A 14,801-nucleotide genomic window follows, 5' to 3' on the forward strand; every position below is an offset into this window, starting at 1 on the left:
CATGAGCGTCCACCTGATCACCGGTGCCGGATCCGGCATCGGCTCCGTCGTCGCGCGCCGTCTGCTCGACCGGGGTGATCAGGTCGTCGTGCTGGCCCGCGATGCGGGGCGCGCGCAGGAGATCACCGCGGCGCTTCCGGGCGCATCGGCGGTCGTCGGTGACCTGGCGCAGCCTGGCAGGCTCTCGTGGGCGCTGTCGAAGCAGGCGCTTCCCGAACGCATCGACTCGCTGATTCATGCGGCGGGTGTCGTCGACCTCGGACCGGTAGCCGACCTCCCGGCGAACCTGTGGGAGCGTCAGCTCGCCGTGAACCTCGTGGGTCCGGCGGAGCTCACACGCCTGCTGCTGCCGGTGCTGCGTGTCTCCGGTGCTCGAGTGGTGTTCGTCAACTCCGGCGCGGGGCTTCACGCGCACGCCGGCTGGTCGGCGTACGCCGCGTCGAAGCACGGGCTCAAGGCTCTCGCCGACTCCCTGCGGGCCGAGGAGGCCGAGCACGGGGTGCGGGTCACCTCGATCTATCCCGGTCGCACAGCGACGCCCATGCAGGAGCGCGTGCACCAGCAGGAGGGGCGCGACTACGATCCGGAGCGCTTCATCACGGCTGACTCGATCGCGACGACGATCCTCACCGCACTCGATCTGCCGGACGATGCCGCTCTCACCGACCTGACGATCCGCCCTCGCGGCTGATCCCCTTCCCTGCAGTCTCTCTCGCAGCTGTCAAGCCCCTGTGGGCTGGGGGCGGCACCGTGGATGATGTGCAGTGGGGGAGAGAGTCTTGGAGGGAATCACATGTCCGGAGATCCAGATCCTAGATACGTGCTGCATCGGGTCACGCCATCGGAATGGGTGATCAACGACCGGCGGTACGAGTCGCACGATCCGCGGCACGTGGTGGCAAGCGTGTACGAATACGCCGACACCGAGGTCGAGGTCGTGTGGCTTCGTGATCTGCCTCTGGCAGTGCGATATGCCACTGCCGCCGAAGTTCTTCAAGAGGTGACGCGGGTGCAGGATTCGAGCCGGGCGACGAGGCCCATCGCTATCCCGCACCTTCCTCCGCTCTACTCGGCCTGAACCGAAGGCGCGGCAGGACCCGAGGAGGGACCTGCCGCACACTTCTGCGCTGGGCGGGGACTCAGGAGTCCTCGTCCAGCGGCCTCTCTGCGGCGAGGCGGTCGGCAGCGGCACCGTCGACCTGGTCGGCATCGGCGTCCGTGTCGAGCACAGGCTCGCCGTCGACCTCGCGGTGGGGGACGCCGTCGATCTCTGGGTCGTCGTCCGGCCGGGGAACGAGCGGCGGTATCGGGTTGCTGGTCATCGTTGACTCCTCTCGTGAGATGTGAGCGTCACGCTAGACGCGGCAGTCAGTGGAGGGGAGCGGGTTGACCGTGGCGTCTCGGCAGGGTAGCCACGTCGCCACCACATCGGGTCAGCGTGATGCGGCGCTCAGTCGCACATGCCCCATCCAGTCGCGTCCCGAGGCCTTCAACTGCGGGAATTGTCGGATGTAATGCTCGGCGACGATCATGTTCTGCGCGCGGATGTCGAGATCACGGTCACCGAGGCTCTCCAGCCACGACGCGGTGCTCTGGCGGAGAGCCGGTGCGCTGGTCGCCGAGAAGACACGGGCGTGATTGGCGAGCGACACCCGGTTTCGGACCTTGAAGACCACGTCGAGGCACGCGTCGCGGGTGGGCGGGAGCAGCACCAGACGGTTCGGGTCGATCAGACGCCAGAGCGTGTGCCCCGCGACGACCAGCGTCGCTCCCAGTAGGAGAGCGAAGACGAACGAACCGAGCCACACTGCGAGGTCGACGTAGCCGAGGAGCATGAAGGCGATCACCTCGAGCAGCAGAAGTCCGAAGGCGGCCAGTGTCAGCCATCGCCAGGCCGGGAACCGCCACATCGCTATGGCGATCGAGCAGAGGCCGATCACGAAGACGGGCCATGTATCTCGGGCGGTCGCGTCGACGCAGTCCTTCGGTCGGGATGCAGGAAGCCGTCTCACGTCACGACTCCAGAGGCGGTCGAGTGGCGCGCCGCCTCCTCTGCTCGAGGCGAGTCGCCTCTCACACGGTCTCCGGGCGCTTCTTGCGGAACGGCTTCGCGGGAGTGTGCGGACCATCCCACACGGTGATGATGCCCCAGGCGACTGCGGCGATCGGCACCGAGAGCACGGCACCGACGATCCCACCGAGGATCGTCCCGGTGGTCAGGGCGAGCAGGATCACGAGGGCGTGCAGCTTGAGCGAGCGAGCCATCACGACCGGTTGCAGGAAGTTGCCCTCGAGTTGGTTGACGAGCACCACGATGCCGACCACGATGAGGGCGGCGACCGGCCCGTGCGTGACGAGTGCCACGAGCGCCGCGAGGATCCCCGCCGCGGTCGCACCGACGAGCGGGATGAAGGCCGTGAGGAAGACGATCACGGCGAGGGGCAGAGCGAGCGGGATCTGCAGGATCGCCAGACCGATGCCGATGCCGAGGGCGTCGGCCGCTGCGACGATCGAGGTGCCCCGGATGTAGCCCCCGAACACGTCGACCGTCTTGTCGCCGATGCGGCGGGCGCGCTCGTAGCTGGCGCCGGCGAAGGGACGCAGCAGGAACTCCCAGATGCGTGGTCCGTCCTTAAGGAAGAAGAACAGCACCACGATCATCAGCGCGAGGCCCGTGAAGAAGCTCGCGGTGGCTGACACGCCCGCCAGGGCTCCGCGCCCGAACGAGGCGCTCGTCAGGAAGTCGCCGAGCCCGGCCCACACCTCATCGAGGTCGAACGACGCAAGGTTGAAGGGCAGGGTGTCGAGCCACGCCGTCACCTGGGTGATGCCGTCGGTGGCCGAGTCGATGAGGTCGTCCCACTGCGAGCGGACCGTGAGCACGATCACCCAGACGATTCCGCCGAGAATCGCGAGGATTCCGATCAACGCGATCCACGTCGCCAGGATCGACGGCACCCCGCGGCGGCGCATGAAAGCGACGAGCGGGTGAATGGCCGAGGCGAGGATCAGCGCGATCGTCACCGGGATGAAGACCAGCGAGAGCTGCGTGATCACCAGGACGCCGATGGCGACAAGCGCGAGCACCGACAGCGTCTGCAGGCTCCGGGTGGCGGCGAGTCCGAAGCCGCGCGACCAGAGGCCGGGTTCTGCGATCGGCCGCGGGCCGTCTGATGGCGGGGACGACATGATCCCCTGTCGTCGGAACAGTCCCAGCACGTGCGTCCTCCACCTCGTCGAAGACCGTCTCACTGACGAGGACGGCCTGGCCTTTCTATCTGGAGCAGCAGGCGATGGCAAGTCCCTGGCGCTCCGCCTCGTGATGACCCGTCTATGACGCGCGTTCGCCGAGCCTCCACCGACGCTGAGCATCGGCGGACGCAAAGAAGGCCCCGCGATCTCTCGCGGGGCCTTCTGTATGTGGACCTGGGGGGACTCGAACCCCCGACCCCCCTGCACCATTTCGGTCAGTCTGTCAATCTCGGCAGCTTCAAACTCGGTCGGTTCAGTCGTCTCGGTTCCTTGCTGGTACCGGGAGGAGAAGTCCTCGCTCCCATGTATCTATGCGCCTCAGCACGTCCATCGATAAACCATCCGCCGAAAGTACTGGAACTGGGCAAGCGTATGGGGGAGTCCGCGCGACCGACCTATCGATATAGCGCTGCTGATTAGGGAGTGACGACATAGAGTGCGTCTCGCGAAGCTGTGGGCAAGTCCTTATCGCAGCAGGTTCCCGCATGCGGTTTGTGTCGCCAGCCACTTCACTTCTGGGGCAGGCGCGAAGGCTCGCCCATCCGGGGCCCGACAATGGTCGACTCGACTTGCAGGCGAGTTGCTTCGACTCGGGTGCCGTGCGAGTCGCGTTCGCACATAGAAGCGGCGCGGCTTTGTTCCGCCGCACCAGACCGGGAGCGTCTGAACTGCAGGCCCGATTGACTGAGCGGGAGCCCTGCTAGGGCAATGAGTTCAGCGAGAACTCATGCTCGCCGAACCTCGTTGGTCTGGTCCTCGTTGGCAGATGGGAAACACCGGCGGCCAAGGTCTCCAAGGACAGTGACGGTCTGCACCCACCCTCGCCGAAAAATGAACCAAACAGAACACGTGGAATCCAGCTCGGGGTTCTCCGCACGTTATATACCGCAGTCATGATCGCAGGAGCCTTCCCTAAAGCAAATCGTATGCTATTTTTTCGGTCTGTTATCACTTGAACGAAAGCCGAGCACGGCGATGAACGGCACACCCTGGGTTGCGATGGAGCAACACCTCGTACATCGGAATGACGAGCGGAGCGTCTTGCTGGAGGCATACCGGCAGCCAGACGAGCACGACGTCGAGTTCACGTTGAAGCGGCCAGTCGGCGGACCGTTCAGCATGTATGGCGGTGCCGCCGACCCGCTGCTGGTTGCGGAGTACCTGAGACAGACGACCATCGCCTATGGGCACGTGGCATGGGGAGTGCCGGTTGGATGGGCGTTCATCATGGGCCGGATGGAACTGAGGAGCGACCGCTCGCTCCCTCGGGGAGCGCTCACGGCGACGGTGCGAGCGGTCGACCCGAAGCTCTCGGGGGGCGCGCTGCGTACGATGACATCCGACGTCTCGTTCTTCGCGGACGGTGCCGAGTTCGCCCGCGGCCGTGGCGCGCTGAAGGTTGTCAGTAAAGCGGTGTACTCACGGCTGAGGCGCGACGGGCTGAACACGATGCCGGCGAGAGCAACGCGTCCAACCTCGGCATCCCCGCTCTCGCTTGACGTTGTCCGGGACGCGGAGAACGAGTGGGACATTCGATTTGACGAGCGCGACCCGTTCTTCTTTGACCACCATGTCGACCATGTGCCCGGGATGTTGCTGTTCGACGCGGTGCGCCGGGCGTGTGTGCTAGCCGCGGGCGCGCCGCGCTCCGACCTCCGCGCGTTCGATGGCACGTACACCCGTTTTGCTGAGCTGCATGAACCCCTCCGAGTGCGCGTGACGCGCACAGACATCGTGAAAAGTCGGCCGAGGCGACACTTCGAAGCCGAGGTGTGCAGTGAAGACGGCGCGGCGATACTTACCGCGAAGGCTGAGGTCGAGTGATGAGCTGCTTACGCCCTTGCGGACACATCCAGAAGGTCAGGAATCTGCTTGAGGATGGGATGGTCCGCGTCTGCGAGCATCCCGCCGAGAAGTATCGGCCACATCCGGGCAAGCATGTGGAGTATGCGTTCGCTCCGCCCGAGCGCGGCGGAGAGGAACTGCGTGCCGCTGAACGCACTGATGATGAGGTCAGCGGCGGCGTCCAAGTCCAGCCCCGGTCGGGTCTCTCCCTGCGCACTCGCCCGCTCGAGAAGGATGCGGCAGGCCGCCACCCACTCCCGGTAGGGGGCGGAGGCGACTGTGGCCAGCTCGGCGACGGATTCGGTGGACAAGCGGATACCCGCGCGCACGACCGCATCGTCGCGCGTCTGCTCGGCGAGCTCGCGGGAGAGCCTCACAATGCTCACCATGCCGGATGCGTCGGTACTCGTGATTGATTGGATAGCGCCGATAGACGTCTCGTGCTGGCGCCGGACAATCTCTCCTGCGAGGACCAGTTTTGAGTCGAAATGGAAGTAGAACGCACCGAGGGTCATGCCGATACGCGAGGTGATATCGCGGAGCGCGGTCTCGGAGTACCCCTGCTTGGCGAAAATCTCGGCGGCGGTCTGAACAATCAGTTCGCGAGTCTCTTCTGCGCGCTTCTGCATCGGTGCCATTCCCTTCGGGCGAGGTCAGTTTACTGTGGGCACGCTCTGGGGCGCACGCCTCCGGGGAGCGTGCGTTGATAGCGATGACCGGCTCGACAGGCTATGTCGGAGGGGCCGTCCTTCGGGGACGACCGCCAGGGACGCTCCGCGCGCTTCAGCGCACGAAAAATGCGGCGGTCGAGGGCATAGAGGTCACCGTGGGAGACCTTCGCGATAGTGCCGCGTGTGAGCGGCTGCTGGACGGAGCGGATGTCTTGCTGCACTGCGCGAGCTATATTGGCCCTTCCGAAGACCTGGCGACGGACGTGAACGACCACGGAACGCGGACTCTGGTCGAGGCCGCTATGCGAGCGGGGGTGGCCCGCATCATCTACGTGAGTACAACCGGCGTCTACGGGCACGGTCCGTTCGTGGGAGCGTCGGAGGACACGACCCTCTCCCCGGTGTCGCCCACAAGCAGGTCTCGGCTGCGGGCAGAGCAGCACGTGCTCTCGGCGGGCGGGACAGTCATTCGGCCGCACCTCGTTTACGGCGTCGGCGACACGAAGGTGCTGCCAGCAGCGCTTTGCGCGATGCGCGCGGTCGGTGGTGTGCCCTTCCCGTCCCCGTTGGTGTCCGCACTTAGCGCTGAGCAGCTCGCGGCTCAGGTGTGGGCGCTCGTCGAGCGGCAAGACTTGGCGGGTCGAGCAGCCAACGCCGACCACGGTGAGCCGGTTCGTCTTATCCGGCTGGTCGAGATGGCGGGCTCGGTGACGGACCTTGAGGTGCTCTCGGCGCAGGACGTGTTCCGGTTCGTCCAGAATGTAGGAGCCAGTGAACATCAGGCATGGATGCTCACTGCGCACAACCACTTCTCCTCGTCGCTGGACGGAGGTGGAGTCGTGCTCGACGACAACCCGCGCATCGGTCAGTGGTATCGCGATTGGGCACGGGTGTCCGTCATCCCCGAATCGCAATCGCGGGGTCTGCGCGCGCGGCGACGATAGCGGGGTATGTTGCGGAGCAGATTCCTGACACGCACCCGGCGACGAGCCCGAGAAGCAGCACGGATGGTGAGAGGGTGGGCGTCCATCCCTGCAGGACGCACACGATGACGACGGCACAGACGCCGAGCGCTGCCCCGGATACGCCTCCTGCCGCACCAATGACGAGCCCTTCCATCGTGAACACCCGCCATACGGACCCACGGCTGGCGCCGAGGGCGCGACGGAGAGCAATCTCCGATGACCGGGCTTGGACCGAGAGATACATTGCGATGGCTGAACTCATGCTCGCGAGCAGAAGCAGCAGCACGGACACGATGCCCACGAGGGTGCCGAGGTCGGTGGCGACACCGAACCGAAGGTTACGGAGGTCAGCGACAGTTTCGACCCTGACCTGCGCGGGGTCGCCTGGCGCGACTGCCAGGGGGATGGCTTCCGCCAACGCCGCCGGGTAGCCGGGCACTGTGCGGACGACCAACGAGACATCGTCCGGGGTGAGGGTTCCCAGTGCAGCGGGCGACAGGACGATGGCCTCCCGGAGCGCCGCCTTCCGCCCGGTATCGGTGATGACGCCGACGATATCGACAGCCGAGCCGTCCACCCATATCTGCGCTCCCGGGCCCACGGATGCGATACCCAAGTTCTCTGCGGCACCTTCTCCAATGAGCGCGACACGCGCGCCCCAGTCGGCGGAGAGGAGACCGACCGCGTGAGCTGGGGCCGCGGTCACCTGCTGCGCGCCGAGGTACCCGGCGTCGGCGACGACAACAGACCCGTCGAACGCCGGCTGGTTGGGGACGGAACCGCTCGGGAGGAGTGTGATGCGGGCTTCGGCGGCAGCTACTGATGCGACGAACCCGGAGCTACGCACACCTTCGAGTCCGTTGATGGCTGCTGAGGCACTGCCGTCTGCGTAGTAGAAGCCGTCCGCGAAAGCGGTTCCGGAGGCTGAGCGCACGACGACCTCGTCGAGACTCGCCTGTGTGAGCCGTTCAGTGACTTGAGCCGCGGCACTTTCGCTGATGCCGATGGAACAGACCAGCCCGCCCGCGCCCAACATGAACGCCGTCAGCAGGAGAAGCGCACGGGCGGGCTTGCTGCTGTGCACAGACAGCGCATCGCAGAACTCGTCCCAGAGGCGCACCGCGAAGCTTGGGCGTCGGTTCTGCGGCGCTGGAGCCTCGGCCGCCGCCGTCGCAGACTTCGATGTGGCGGCTCCGGAGTCCGCGACGATGACCCCATCGACTATCTCGACCCGCCGGTCCGCGGCGTCAGCGACGGTTCGGTCGTGGGTGATGACCACAACCGTGACGCCCTGCCGATTCAACTCACGGAGGTGGGAGATGATGCTCTCGGAGTTCTTGGAATCCAGTGCACCCGTTGGTTCATCCGCGAGAATCACTGCGGGCTCCGTCGCCATCGCGCGTGCAATGGCCACCCTCTGGCGTTCACCTCCCGAGAGGTTGATGGCCGTCTCACCCATCCGGTGCGTCAACCCGAGTCGGCGAAGTGCTGCGCCGACCCGGGTGGCTCTGTCGACGCGAGGTGTCCCGCGTACTTTCAATCCCAGGCTCGCGTTGCCGGCCGCCGTATCCATGAGGAGCATGCGCGAGTCCTGGAAGACGAAGCCCAGGGTCTCGTTGCGGACCCGGTCCCGATCCCGCTCGCTCAATGACTGCACGTCGACGCCGTTGAGCAGATAACGTCCGCCGCTGCTGCGGTCGAGGAGACCCAAGATGTTCAGGAGGGTCGACTTCCCTGAGCCGGATGGGCCGATGATGGCCACGAACTCTCCGGGCATGACCGTCAACGAGATGGCATCCAGCGCTGTTGTCTTCGTGTGACCGGCGCCGAAACTCCGCGTGACCCCGTCGAGCTCGATGACAGCCGAAGACGTCATGGGGACACCAGAATCTCTGTGCCGACAGGTAGGGCATCGTTCGCTTCGATGGAGACCCATCCGTCCGCCTGTGCGACGACCGCGATGTCGATGCGCTCGTGCGCTGGTGCCTCTCCCTCGGCTGCTTTCTTTCCTCGTACCAGAACGAAAGACGCCGAACCTTCCTGACGGATTGCTGATGTCGGGACGGCGAGGGAGGGCTGTGGCTCTCCCCACGGCCGAATCTGCACCGGCGTGCTCGCATCGATAGCCACGTCCGCCGGCAGCGCGATACGCACCGGATAGCCTGACGCGCCGGTGTCCTCGTTGGTCGCGAACGCGCCGAGTGCCACGACGGTACTGACCACAGGTGCGGCACCCGCGACTTCTACGCCGACTTCCGCGCCGGCCGCGAGGCGGCCGACCTCCACCGCCGTCGCCTGTGCTTCCAAAGCGGGAGGGGTCGTGCGAATCGTCATGAGTGGTGCTTCCGCGCCGAGGAGCGACCCCACCGGGGCTGCGGCCTGCACGACCCCGTCACCCGTGGGTATGCCGATGAGCTCCCGCCAGGACAGTCCCCGAACCCCTGCGGCGACGAACGGCAGTTCATACCCCGCTTCGCGGTAGAGCAGCTGAAGAGTGGCGAGAGACCCTGCACCGAATACGCCGTCAACGGTCACGCTGTATCCCATATCGGCGAGGGATTGCTGAACGGCCTTCACATCTGACCCGCGAGCCCCGACGACGATGTCCCGGAACAACGGGACCGAAGACGGCCATGCGAAGACAGGGCGTCCGGACACCTCGCCAATGAGTGACCCGTACTTGAGCGTGTCACCGGCCGCGACCGCCATGCGCGACACGACGGCTCTGTCCGACACCGCGGTTTCGTTTTCGGTCGGCGCGACGGGGGTCGCCGCTGGCGCCGCAGCCGTGTCGGTGGCCGCGGGAGGCGCAACTGGAGACGCCTCCCGCGGGGCTTCCGTGACCAGCACGTCGGTAGTGGCCCCTGCCACGACGACGGCAGGCAGCGAAAAGCTGTCACTGACGACGCGCTCTTCGACCTGGGCGAATACTTCCACCTCAGAATCGACGTTCGCCAGCGCCTGGTCCTGAGGGGACTTCACCATCCCACCGACGACGAAGGCAGCACCGACAAGGACCGCGGTGACCACCCCGAAGGCAATGAGGCGCCCGGGATTCTGCACCCGCTTCAGGGGTGCAGAATCAGGGCTCTCGCCCGCTGTGGCAGTCAGATACCGGCCGCGTCGCTGGAAGCTCATCGACCGGCAATCGCGTCCTCGAAGACCGAGATGACTTCGTCACGCTTCTCCATGAACGATGTGACCTGGGCAGATTGAGCGTCGATGAGTGCGGCTTCGTACCGTGCTTGGATGTCGTATAGCGTCTGCACCGCGTTGGTCGACTGCGCGCACTGTGCCTCGACGACGATGGCGGCAATCTCCGCTTCCTTGCCCTGCTCCTGGTACTGCTGCACCGGCCGGCCATCGGCGGGGTCGAGCACGATGCCCTGGTCCTCCATACAGGCCTGCCAGTCCGCTTTCGCGCTCTTGCCTTCCTTGCTAGCGACGGTGAGCTCAATCGCCCGGTTCCGGATTTGCGAATCGATGTTCATGTCCTGGGACCACATCAACTCGTCCATCAGCGTTTCTTTCCCGGTCTCGGCGCACGCAGCGAACTCTTTGCTCTGCTCGACACCCATGCCGATGATATCGACCGACTTCGCTCCGGCCTCCGGCGCTAATTCCACCCCATACTTCGAGGCGTACGCGACGCTCCACAGCCCGTAGGTCCGGTCCTCGTCCTGTATGAACGGGGACCAGTCTCTGTCTCCCGCGTTGGCGGGTTGTCCGGCGTCCGTCATGCATTCGTCCGTGCGGACGGCGATAGCGTGGAGCACACGGATGACGTAGTCCGGCTCTCGCAGGCTGAACTCGGAGACGGGCGTCATCGCGACGGCATGGTCGTAGTCCAACTGCGCTGTGACGTCGCCATAGTCGGCGATGCTGACCTCCGGAAGTTCTTCCGGTGTTGACGGGCTCGGAGCACTCGTTTCGGAACAGCTCGTCAGTGCGAGCATCAGGAGCAGTGAAGCGCCCACCAGGGCACGTCGTCGATGAGTCATGTGGTCCTCTCAGTCGTTCATCGAGGGGGTGAGCACACGCCCACCCCCTCGTCCTCAGGTCGTCAGCTGATGCTGCTCGTGAGGTTGTCGAAGCCCCAGCTGCCGAGGTTCGGCGAACCGGTGTAGAACTTCCCCGTCGCCGCTCCGCCGTAGTCACGGAACTGGTGAAGGATTGCGTAGCCCGCAGGCGACGTCACCTTCAGCGACGACGCGCGGTTGTCCGCGAACGTGCCGACGTAGCTGGTACCGGTTCCGAAGTCGCCGAGGTACTCTCCGGCGTAGTCGTTGAGCTGGTACAGCTTGATGCCCGCGTTCGCCGGCGCGGCGACGGCCGCCGACATCCCCAGAGCCATCACACCCGCGATGACTCCCGCGACAATCTTCTTCTTCATCATTGAAGTGCCTTTCATTCGTGCGCCGGACCCCCCGACGAGCTAAACATAACGTTCGCTATGTCTCTTGCATAGGCGCGCGACGCGCAAGATATTGGTAAGGCGTGTTCCGGCATAGCGAACACTATGTTTAGGTACCGATCGTTGGGGCCACGGGTCTCATGCGGGGCCCGAGGTAGAGCAGGACCTTTGGGCCGTCTCGATGCATGCTGTGGCTGGTCGGGTTCAGAATGGGCAGCCTCATCGCCCCGACGGACCCGCACATGCTCGAGTGCGTGTCGGCGAAGGATGGCGCTGGAGTCCACGAAGGTCGTGGACTAGCGCGGGAGCGTGCGTCTCAGCTGGCCACACTTCAGCGGCCGCCACTACTGCGCGGGCGGGAGCGCGGCGTGTACTGGCTTTCGCAGAGAGCGTCATTCGACGTCGGCTGCGCAGTGAACTGAGGGGCGATGAAGTATTTGCGCTGATTGCAGCCAACGCGCCTGCGGCAGCAGGTCATCGCCGCTGTCATCGCGGTCGGCTGAGCGCACCGCCTGACGGAGTGAGGCCCGCACTCAGAGAGGATGCGCCTTGCAGGTGGGAGGTCGGTGGACCTGATGCGCAGTCAGTCGAACCGCAGCTGGTTGTTGCTGGGCAAGAGCGACGCGACTTCTACCGCAAGCACGATGGCCAGGCGCGTCAGCACCTTGATGCTGGGATTGGCAGTCTCGTCGGCCTTCCATGCTCCGCGCTCAATCTGCTGAAGGTGAGTGCGAGTAATGCCGGCGGCTGCGGCGAGCTTTTCCTGCGTCCATTTCCCGTTCACGCGCGCGGCGTGAACGTTCGCACCCAGTTCTCGGGCATAGGACGGCCAGGACTCAACGCTCACGAGGGATAACAATTCCAGGGAAGATGCGTGCATGCCTGGATGGCCGCGGCTCTGATTCGATTCTCGGTGCCGCGACGCGAAAATTCTTGCGGACCCATTCGAGACTGCCGTCAGGCGGCACTATGCAACGCCCGTCGAGGTGAGCGAGCCACGAGTGGCAGCGGAGCTCATTCGCGACCTGGTCAGCCTCGCTCACGAGAAAGAGTTCGCGATAGCTGCGAGAGCGGCGTTCACCTCGTGACGCCCGGGCCCGGAAGTGGAAGCCGACCGGCCTGTCGGCGCGGACGCACAGTGGGTGCTGGTCGCTGACGACAGCGTTCGAGAGACCAGGGTTTTGGTGCATTAGCCAGAAATATGCGGCATTTAGTGCCGCTCTTCTGCAACCTTGGACTGATATATCGCGCTCGCTCGTATTGACGGCGAGGCATGCGCTCCGAGGTGTTGTTCGGCTCAGCGACCAAAACAGAGCTGGGCCTGTCGACGTCTCGGAAGGCCCGGTCGTAGCTACCCGTAGTCGTTCGATGGCAGAAAGAGGCGGCCCGTAGTGGGCGAATGGGCCATCAATGGTCATGTTTATTGTCCGAGGTTGTCCGTAGAACGAGATGTCGCCCCACGTCAGTGGGGATGGCTTCGGATGGCCCATCAGGCTGCCGTTCCGAGCGACCACTCGATGACGGCGCGTTTCGGGAACCGCAGGTGCTTACCGAGAAGCACGGCCTCAGGGCCATCTCCTTGTCCGCGCCAGTAGTAGATGGTGTGGACCGACACCTGCAGATAGGTCGCCAGCTCCTTGACCGTGAGGAGGTCCGAAAGGTTCTCGGCGGCGCGGAACTCGTGGGTGATGAGGTTGTTGTCTGTTGTCGTCATGACACCTCTATGCGCGAGGTGCGCTTGTTGATGGCGACGAGAGGTGGTTAGTCGTGGATGACCATGTCTCAAGACTCTCGCGACGGCCTCATTGCGAAAGTCTTGAAGTCTCCGAACTGCCCGTAGAAAACAAGAAAACCCGCGATTTCTCGCGGGTTTCGATGTGGACCTGGGGGGACTCGAACCCCCGACCCCCTGCATGCCATGCAGGTGCGCTACCAGCTGCGCCACAGGCCCAGAACTGCTTCCTCAGTGCTCGAAGCAACTTGAACAGAGTACTACACGGATCGCGCGCAACACCAATCGACGAGGGCCTCCCGGGCGCGTCGCGTTAGGCTCGACGGCATGACGACGATCAACGCGATCACACAGGCGGACTTCGACGAATGGTCGGGCCTGTGGCGCGGATATCTGACGTTCTACGGCACCCAGCTCTCGGACGAGATCACGGCCGACACGTTCCGGCGGCTCGTCGAGGATGGGGAGCTGCACGGCGCCGTCGCCCGCGACGACGCCGGACGCGCTATCGGCATCGTTCACTGGCTCACCCACCCGGCGAAGTGGAGCAGATCTGCCTACTGTTACCTCGAGGATCTCTATGTCGATACGGCATCGCGAGGCTCCGGAACGGGGCGGCTGCTGATCGCGCACGTGCGGGGATGGGCCGCGGAGCACGGATGCGAGAAGGTCTACTGGCTGACTCAGGAGACCAACATGACGGCTCGCGCGCTCTATGACAGCGTGGCGACGCACACCGGGTACACCCACTACCAGATCGCACTCTGAGCCCTGCGGAACAACGGCGCGATCGCGGGTGTTGTCACCACCGTGAGCATCTTGGACAGCGTCGTGATCGGCGCCGGTCAGGCCGGTCTGTCGGCCTCCTTCCATTTGACCCGTCTGGGCATCTCCCATGTCGTGCTCGACTCGGATTCCGAGCCAGGGGGTGCGTGGCGGCACCGGTGGGATGCGTTGACGATGCGCGACGTGCACGGAGTGGCCGAGCTGCCGGGGGAGTCACCGCCTCCGCGTGACGGACAGCGCGCCAACATCGCCGTCCCCGCATATTTCGCCGCTTACGAGCATGATCACGGTCTGCCGGTGATCCGACCTGTCCGCGTCGACCGGGTGATCGACGACGACGGGTTCCTGGTGGTCCACGCCGGGGAGCGGCAGTGGCGCACCCGCACCCTCGTCAACGCGACCGGCACCTGGACGCATCCGTTCCTGCCGCACTACCCGGGCATGGAGACGTTCCTCGGCGAGCAGCTGCACACGGTCGACTATCCGGGACCGGAGCACTTCGTGGGCAAGCGGGTCCTCGTCGTGGGCGGCGGTGCGTCGGCCGTCCAGTTCCTCGGAGCCCTCGCGCCCCTCACCGACACGCTCTGGGTCACGCGTCGCGAGCCGGTGTGGCGCGACGATGACTTCACTCCCGAGGCCGGGGCAGCGGCGGTCGCTCTCGTCGAACAGCGAGTCGCGCAGGGGCTGCCTCCGCAGAGCGTCGTGAGCGTGACCGGACTCATGCTGCGACCGCAGGAGCGCGAGGCCGAGCGTCTCGGGGCGTACGCCGCACGCCGTCCGATGTTTGCTCGCATCGAACCGGACGGCGTCCGCTGGGCCGACGGCTCGTTCGAGCGCGTCGACGTGATCCTGTGGGCGACAGGATTCCGACCCGCCATCGCGCACCTCGCCCCGCTGCATCTGCGCAGTGCGGCCGGCGGCATCCAACTCGACCGTGGAGGCCGCGGCACGACAGCGGTGCAGGATCCGCGGGTCCAACTCGTCGGCTATGGCCCGTCGGCGAGCACGATCGGCGCGAACCGGGCGGGGCGCTCGGCGGCGAAGGGTGTGCAACGCGCGCTGGCGAGGGAATCCCTGCGCACCTCGTAGAACGGCCGGGACGGGGCCGTGTCCCGGCCGCGTGACCGTGCGACACC

Annotated in this window: 16 protein-coding genes and 1 tRNA gene; 6 read left to right on the forward strand and 11 right to left on the reverse strand. The window is 65.4% G+C overall.

Annotation, left to right across the window (positions count from 1 at the left end):
- The first annotated feature begins 1 nt into the window (after position 1).
- On the forward strand, positions 2–691 hold the full coding sequence (locus ACLKOY_RS00870) for an SDR family oxidoreductase (protein WP_436452039.1): 690 nt from the start codon (positions 2–4) through the stop codon (positions 689–691).
- A 102-nt stretch (positions 692–793) separates the two neighbouring features.
- A complete protein-coding gene (locus ACLKOY_RS00875) occupies positions 794–1,078 on the forward strand; it encodes a hypothetical protein (RefSeq protein WP_436452040.1) in 285 nt (94 codons plus the stop codon).
- A gap of 61 nt (positions 1,079–1,139) precedes the next feature.
- Here ACLKOY_RS00875 and ACLKOY_RS00880 read toward each other — a convergent pair whose 3' ends face one another.
- The 3 genes from ACLKOY_RS00880 to ACLKOY_RS00890 form a co-directional block, all read right to left on the reverse strand.
- Positions 1,140–1,322: a hypothetical protein gene (locus ACLKOY_RS00880; protein WP_436452041.1), complete on the reverse strand. Its 183-nt coding sequence runs from the start codon at positions 1,320–1,322 to the stop codon at positions 1,140–1,142.
- Positions 1,323–1,433: 111 nt separating this feature from the next.
- The gene (locus ACLKOY_RS00885) at positions 1,434–2,012 is read right to left on the reverse strand and encodes a hypothetical protein (RefSeq protein ID WP_436452042.1); all 579 of its coding nucleotides are present in this window, start codon (positions 2,010–2,012) and stop codon (positions 1,434–1,436) included.
- 61 nt (positions 2,013–2,073) lie between these two features.
- The gene (locus tag ACLKOY_RS00890; RefSeq protein ID WP_436452043.1) at positions 2,074–3,189 is read right to left on the reverse strand and encodes an AI-2E family transporter; all 1,116 of its coding nucleotides are present in this window, start codon (positions 3,187–3,189) and stop codon (positions 2,074–2,076) included.
- A 1,038-nt stretch (positions 3,190–4,227) separates the two neighbouring features.
- Here ACLKOY_RS00890 and ACLKOY_RS00895 point away from each other — a divergent pair.
- Positions 4,228–5,076, forward strand: coding sequence for an AfsA-related hotdog domain-containing protein (locus ACLKOY_RS00895; RefSeq protein WP_436452044.1), 849 nt, complete (start codon positions 4,228–4,230; stop codon positions 5,074–5,076).
- Between the two features lie 8 nt (positions 5,077–5,084).
- Here the strand turns inward: ACLKOY_RS00895 and ACLKOY_RS00900 are convergent, their stop codons facing one another.
- A complete protein-coding gene (locus tag ACLKOY_RS00900) occupies positions 5,085–5,726 on the reverse strand; it encodes a ScbR family autoregulator-binding transcription factor (protein ID WP_436452045.1) in 642 nt (213 codons plus the stop codon).
- An 83-nt stretch (positions 5,727–5,809) separates the two neighbouring features.
- On the opposite strand from ACLKOY_RS00900, the gene ACLKOY_RS00905 reads away from it, so the two are divergent.
- Positions 5,810–6,712, forward strand: coding sequence for an NAD-dependent epimerase/dehydratase family protein (locus ACLKOY_RS00905; protein WP_436452046.1), 903 nt, complete (start codon positions 5,810–5,812; stop codon positions 6,710–6,712).
- Here the strand turns inward: ACLKOY_RS00905 and ACLKOY_RS00910 are convergent.
- The 7 genes from ACLKOY_RS00910 to ACLKOY_RS00940 all read right to left on the reverse strand — a co-directional run bounded on the left by ACLKOY_RS00910 (position 6,666) and on the right by ACLKOY_RS00940 (position 13,098).
- The gene (locus ACLKOY_RS00910; RefSeq protein ID WP_436452047.1) at positions 6,666–8,669 is read right to left on the reverse strand and encodes an ABC transporter ATP-binding protein/permease; all 2,004 of its coding nucleotides are present in this window, start codon (positions 8,667–8,669) and stop codon (positions 6,666–6,668) included. The genes ACLKOY_RS00905 and ACLKOY_RS00910 overlap by 47 nt on opposite strands.
- A complete protein-coding gene (locus ACLKOY_RS00915; RefSeq protein ID WP_436452048.1) occupies positions 8,606–9,871 on the reverse strand; it encodes a hypothetical protein in 1,266 nt (421 codons plus the stop codon). Before ACLKOY_RS00915 ends, ACLKOY_RS00910 begins: the two co-directional genes overlap by 64 nt.
- Positions 9,868–10,689, reverse strand: coding sequence for a hypothetical protein (locus ACLKOY_RS00920; RefSeq protein WP_436452049.1), 822 nt, complete (start codon positions 10,687–10,689; stop codon positions 9,868–9,870). The genes ACLKOY_RS00915 and ACLKOY_RS00920 overlap by 4 nt, the downstream gene beginning before the upstream one ends.
- Positions 10,690–10,796: 107 nt before the next feature.
- Positions 10,797–11,126 (reverse strand): hypothetical protein, encoded by a 330-nt coding sequence (locus tag ACLKOY_RS00925; protein ID WP_436452050.1) that lies wholly within the window; start codon positions 11,124–11,126, stop codon positions 10,797–10,799.
- A gap of 604 nt (positions 11,127–11,730) precedes the next feature.
- The gene (locus tag ACLKOY_RS00930; RefSeq protein WP_436452051.1) at positions 11,731–12,027 is read right to left on the reverse strand and encodes a helix-turn-helix domain-containing protein; all 297 of its coding nucleotides are present in this window, start codon (positions 12,025–12,027) and stop codon (positions 11,731–11,733) included.
- Between the two features lie 609 nt (positions 12,028–12,636).
- Positions 12,637–12,861, reverse strand: coding sequence for a helix-turn-helix domain-containing protein (locus tag ACLKOY_RS00935; RefSeq protein WP_436452052.1), 225 nt, complete (start codon positions 12,859–12,861; stop codon positions 12,637–12,639).
- 164 nt (positions 12,862–13,025) lie between these two features.
- Positions 13,026–13,098 (reverse strand) — tRNA-Ala (locus tag ACLKOY_RS00940).
- A gap of 108 nt (positions 13,099–13,206) precedes the next feature.
- Between ACLKOY_RS00940 and ACLKOY_RS00945 the strand changes: the two genes are divergently transcribed.
- On the forward strand, positions 13,207–13,647 hold the full coding sequence (locus ACLKOY_RS00945; RefSeq protein ID WP_436452053.1) for an N-acetyltransferase family protein: 441 nt from the start codon (positions 13,207–13,209) through the stop codon (positions 13,645–13,647).
- Between the two features lie 42 nt (positions 13,648–13,689).
- Positions 13,690–14,754, forward strand: coding sequence for an NAD(P)-binding domain-containing protein (locus ACLKOY_RS00950; RefSeq protein WP_436452054.1), 1,065 nt, complete (start codon positions 13,690–13,692; stop codon positions 14,752–14,754).
- Positions 14,755–14,801 lie beyond the last annotated feature (47 nt).

Origin of the sequence: Microbacterium sp. K2, from assembly GCF_051365005.1 — a bacterium.
GTDB classification, from domain to species: Bacteria; Actinomycetota; Actinomycetes; order Actinomycetales; family Microbacteriaceae; genus Microbacterium; species Microbacterium foliorum_B.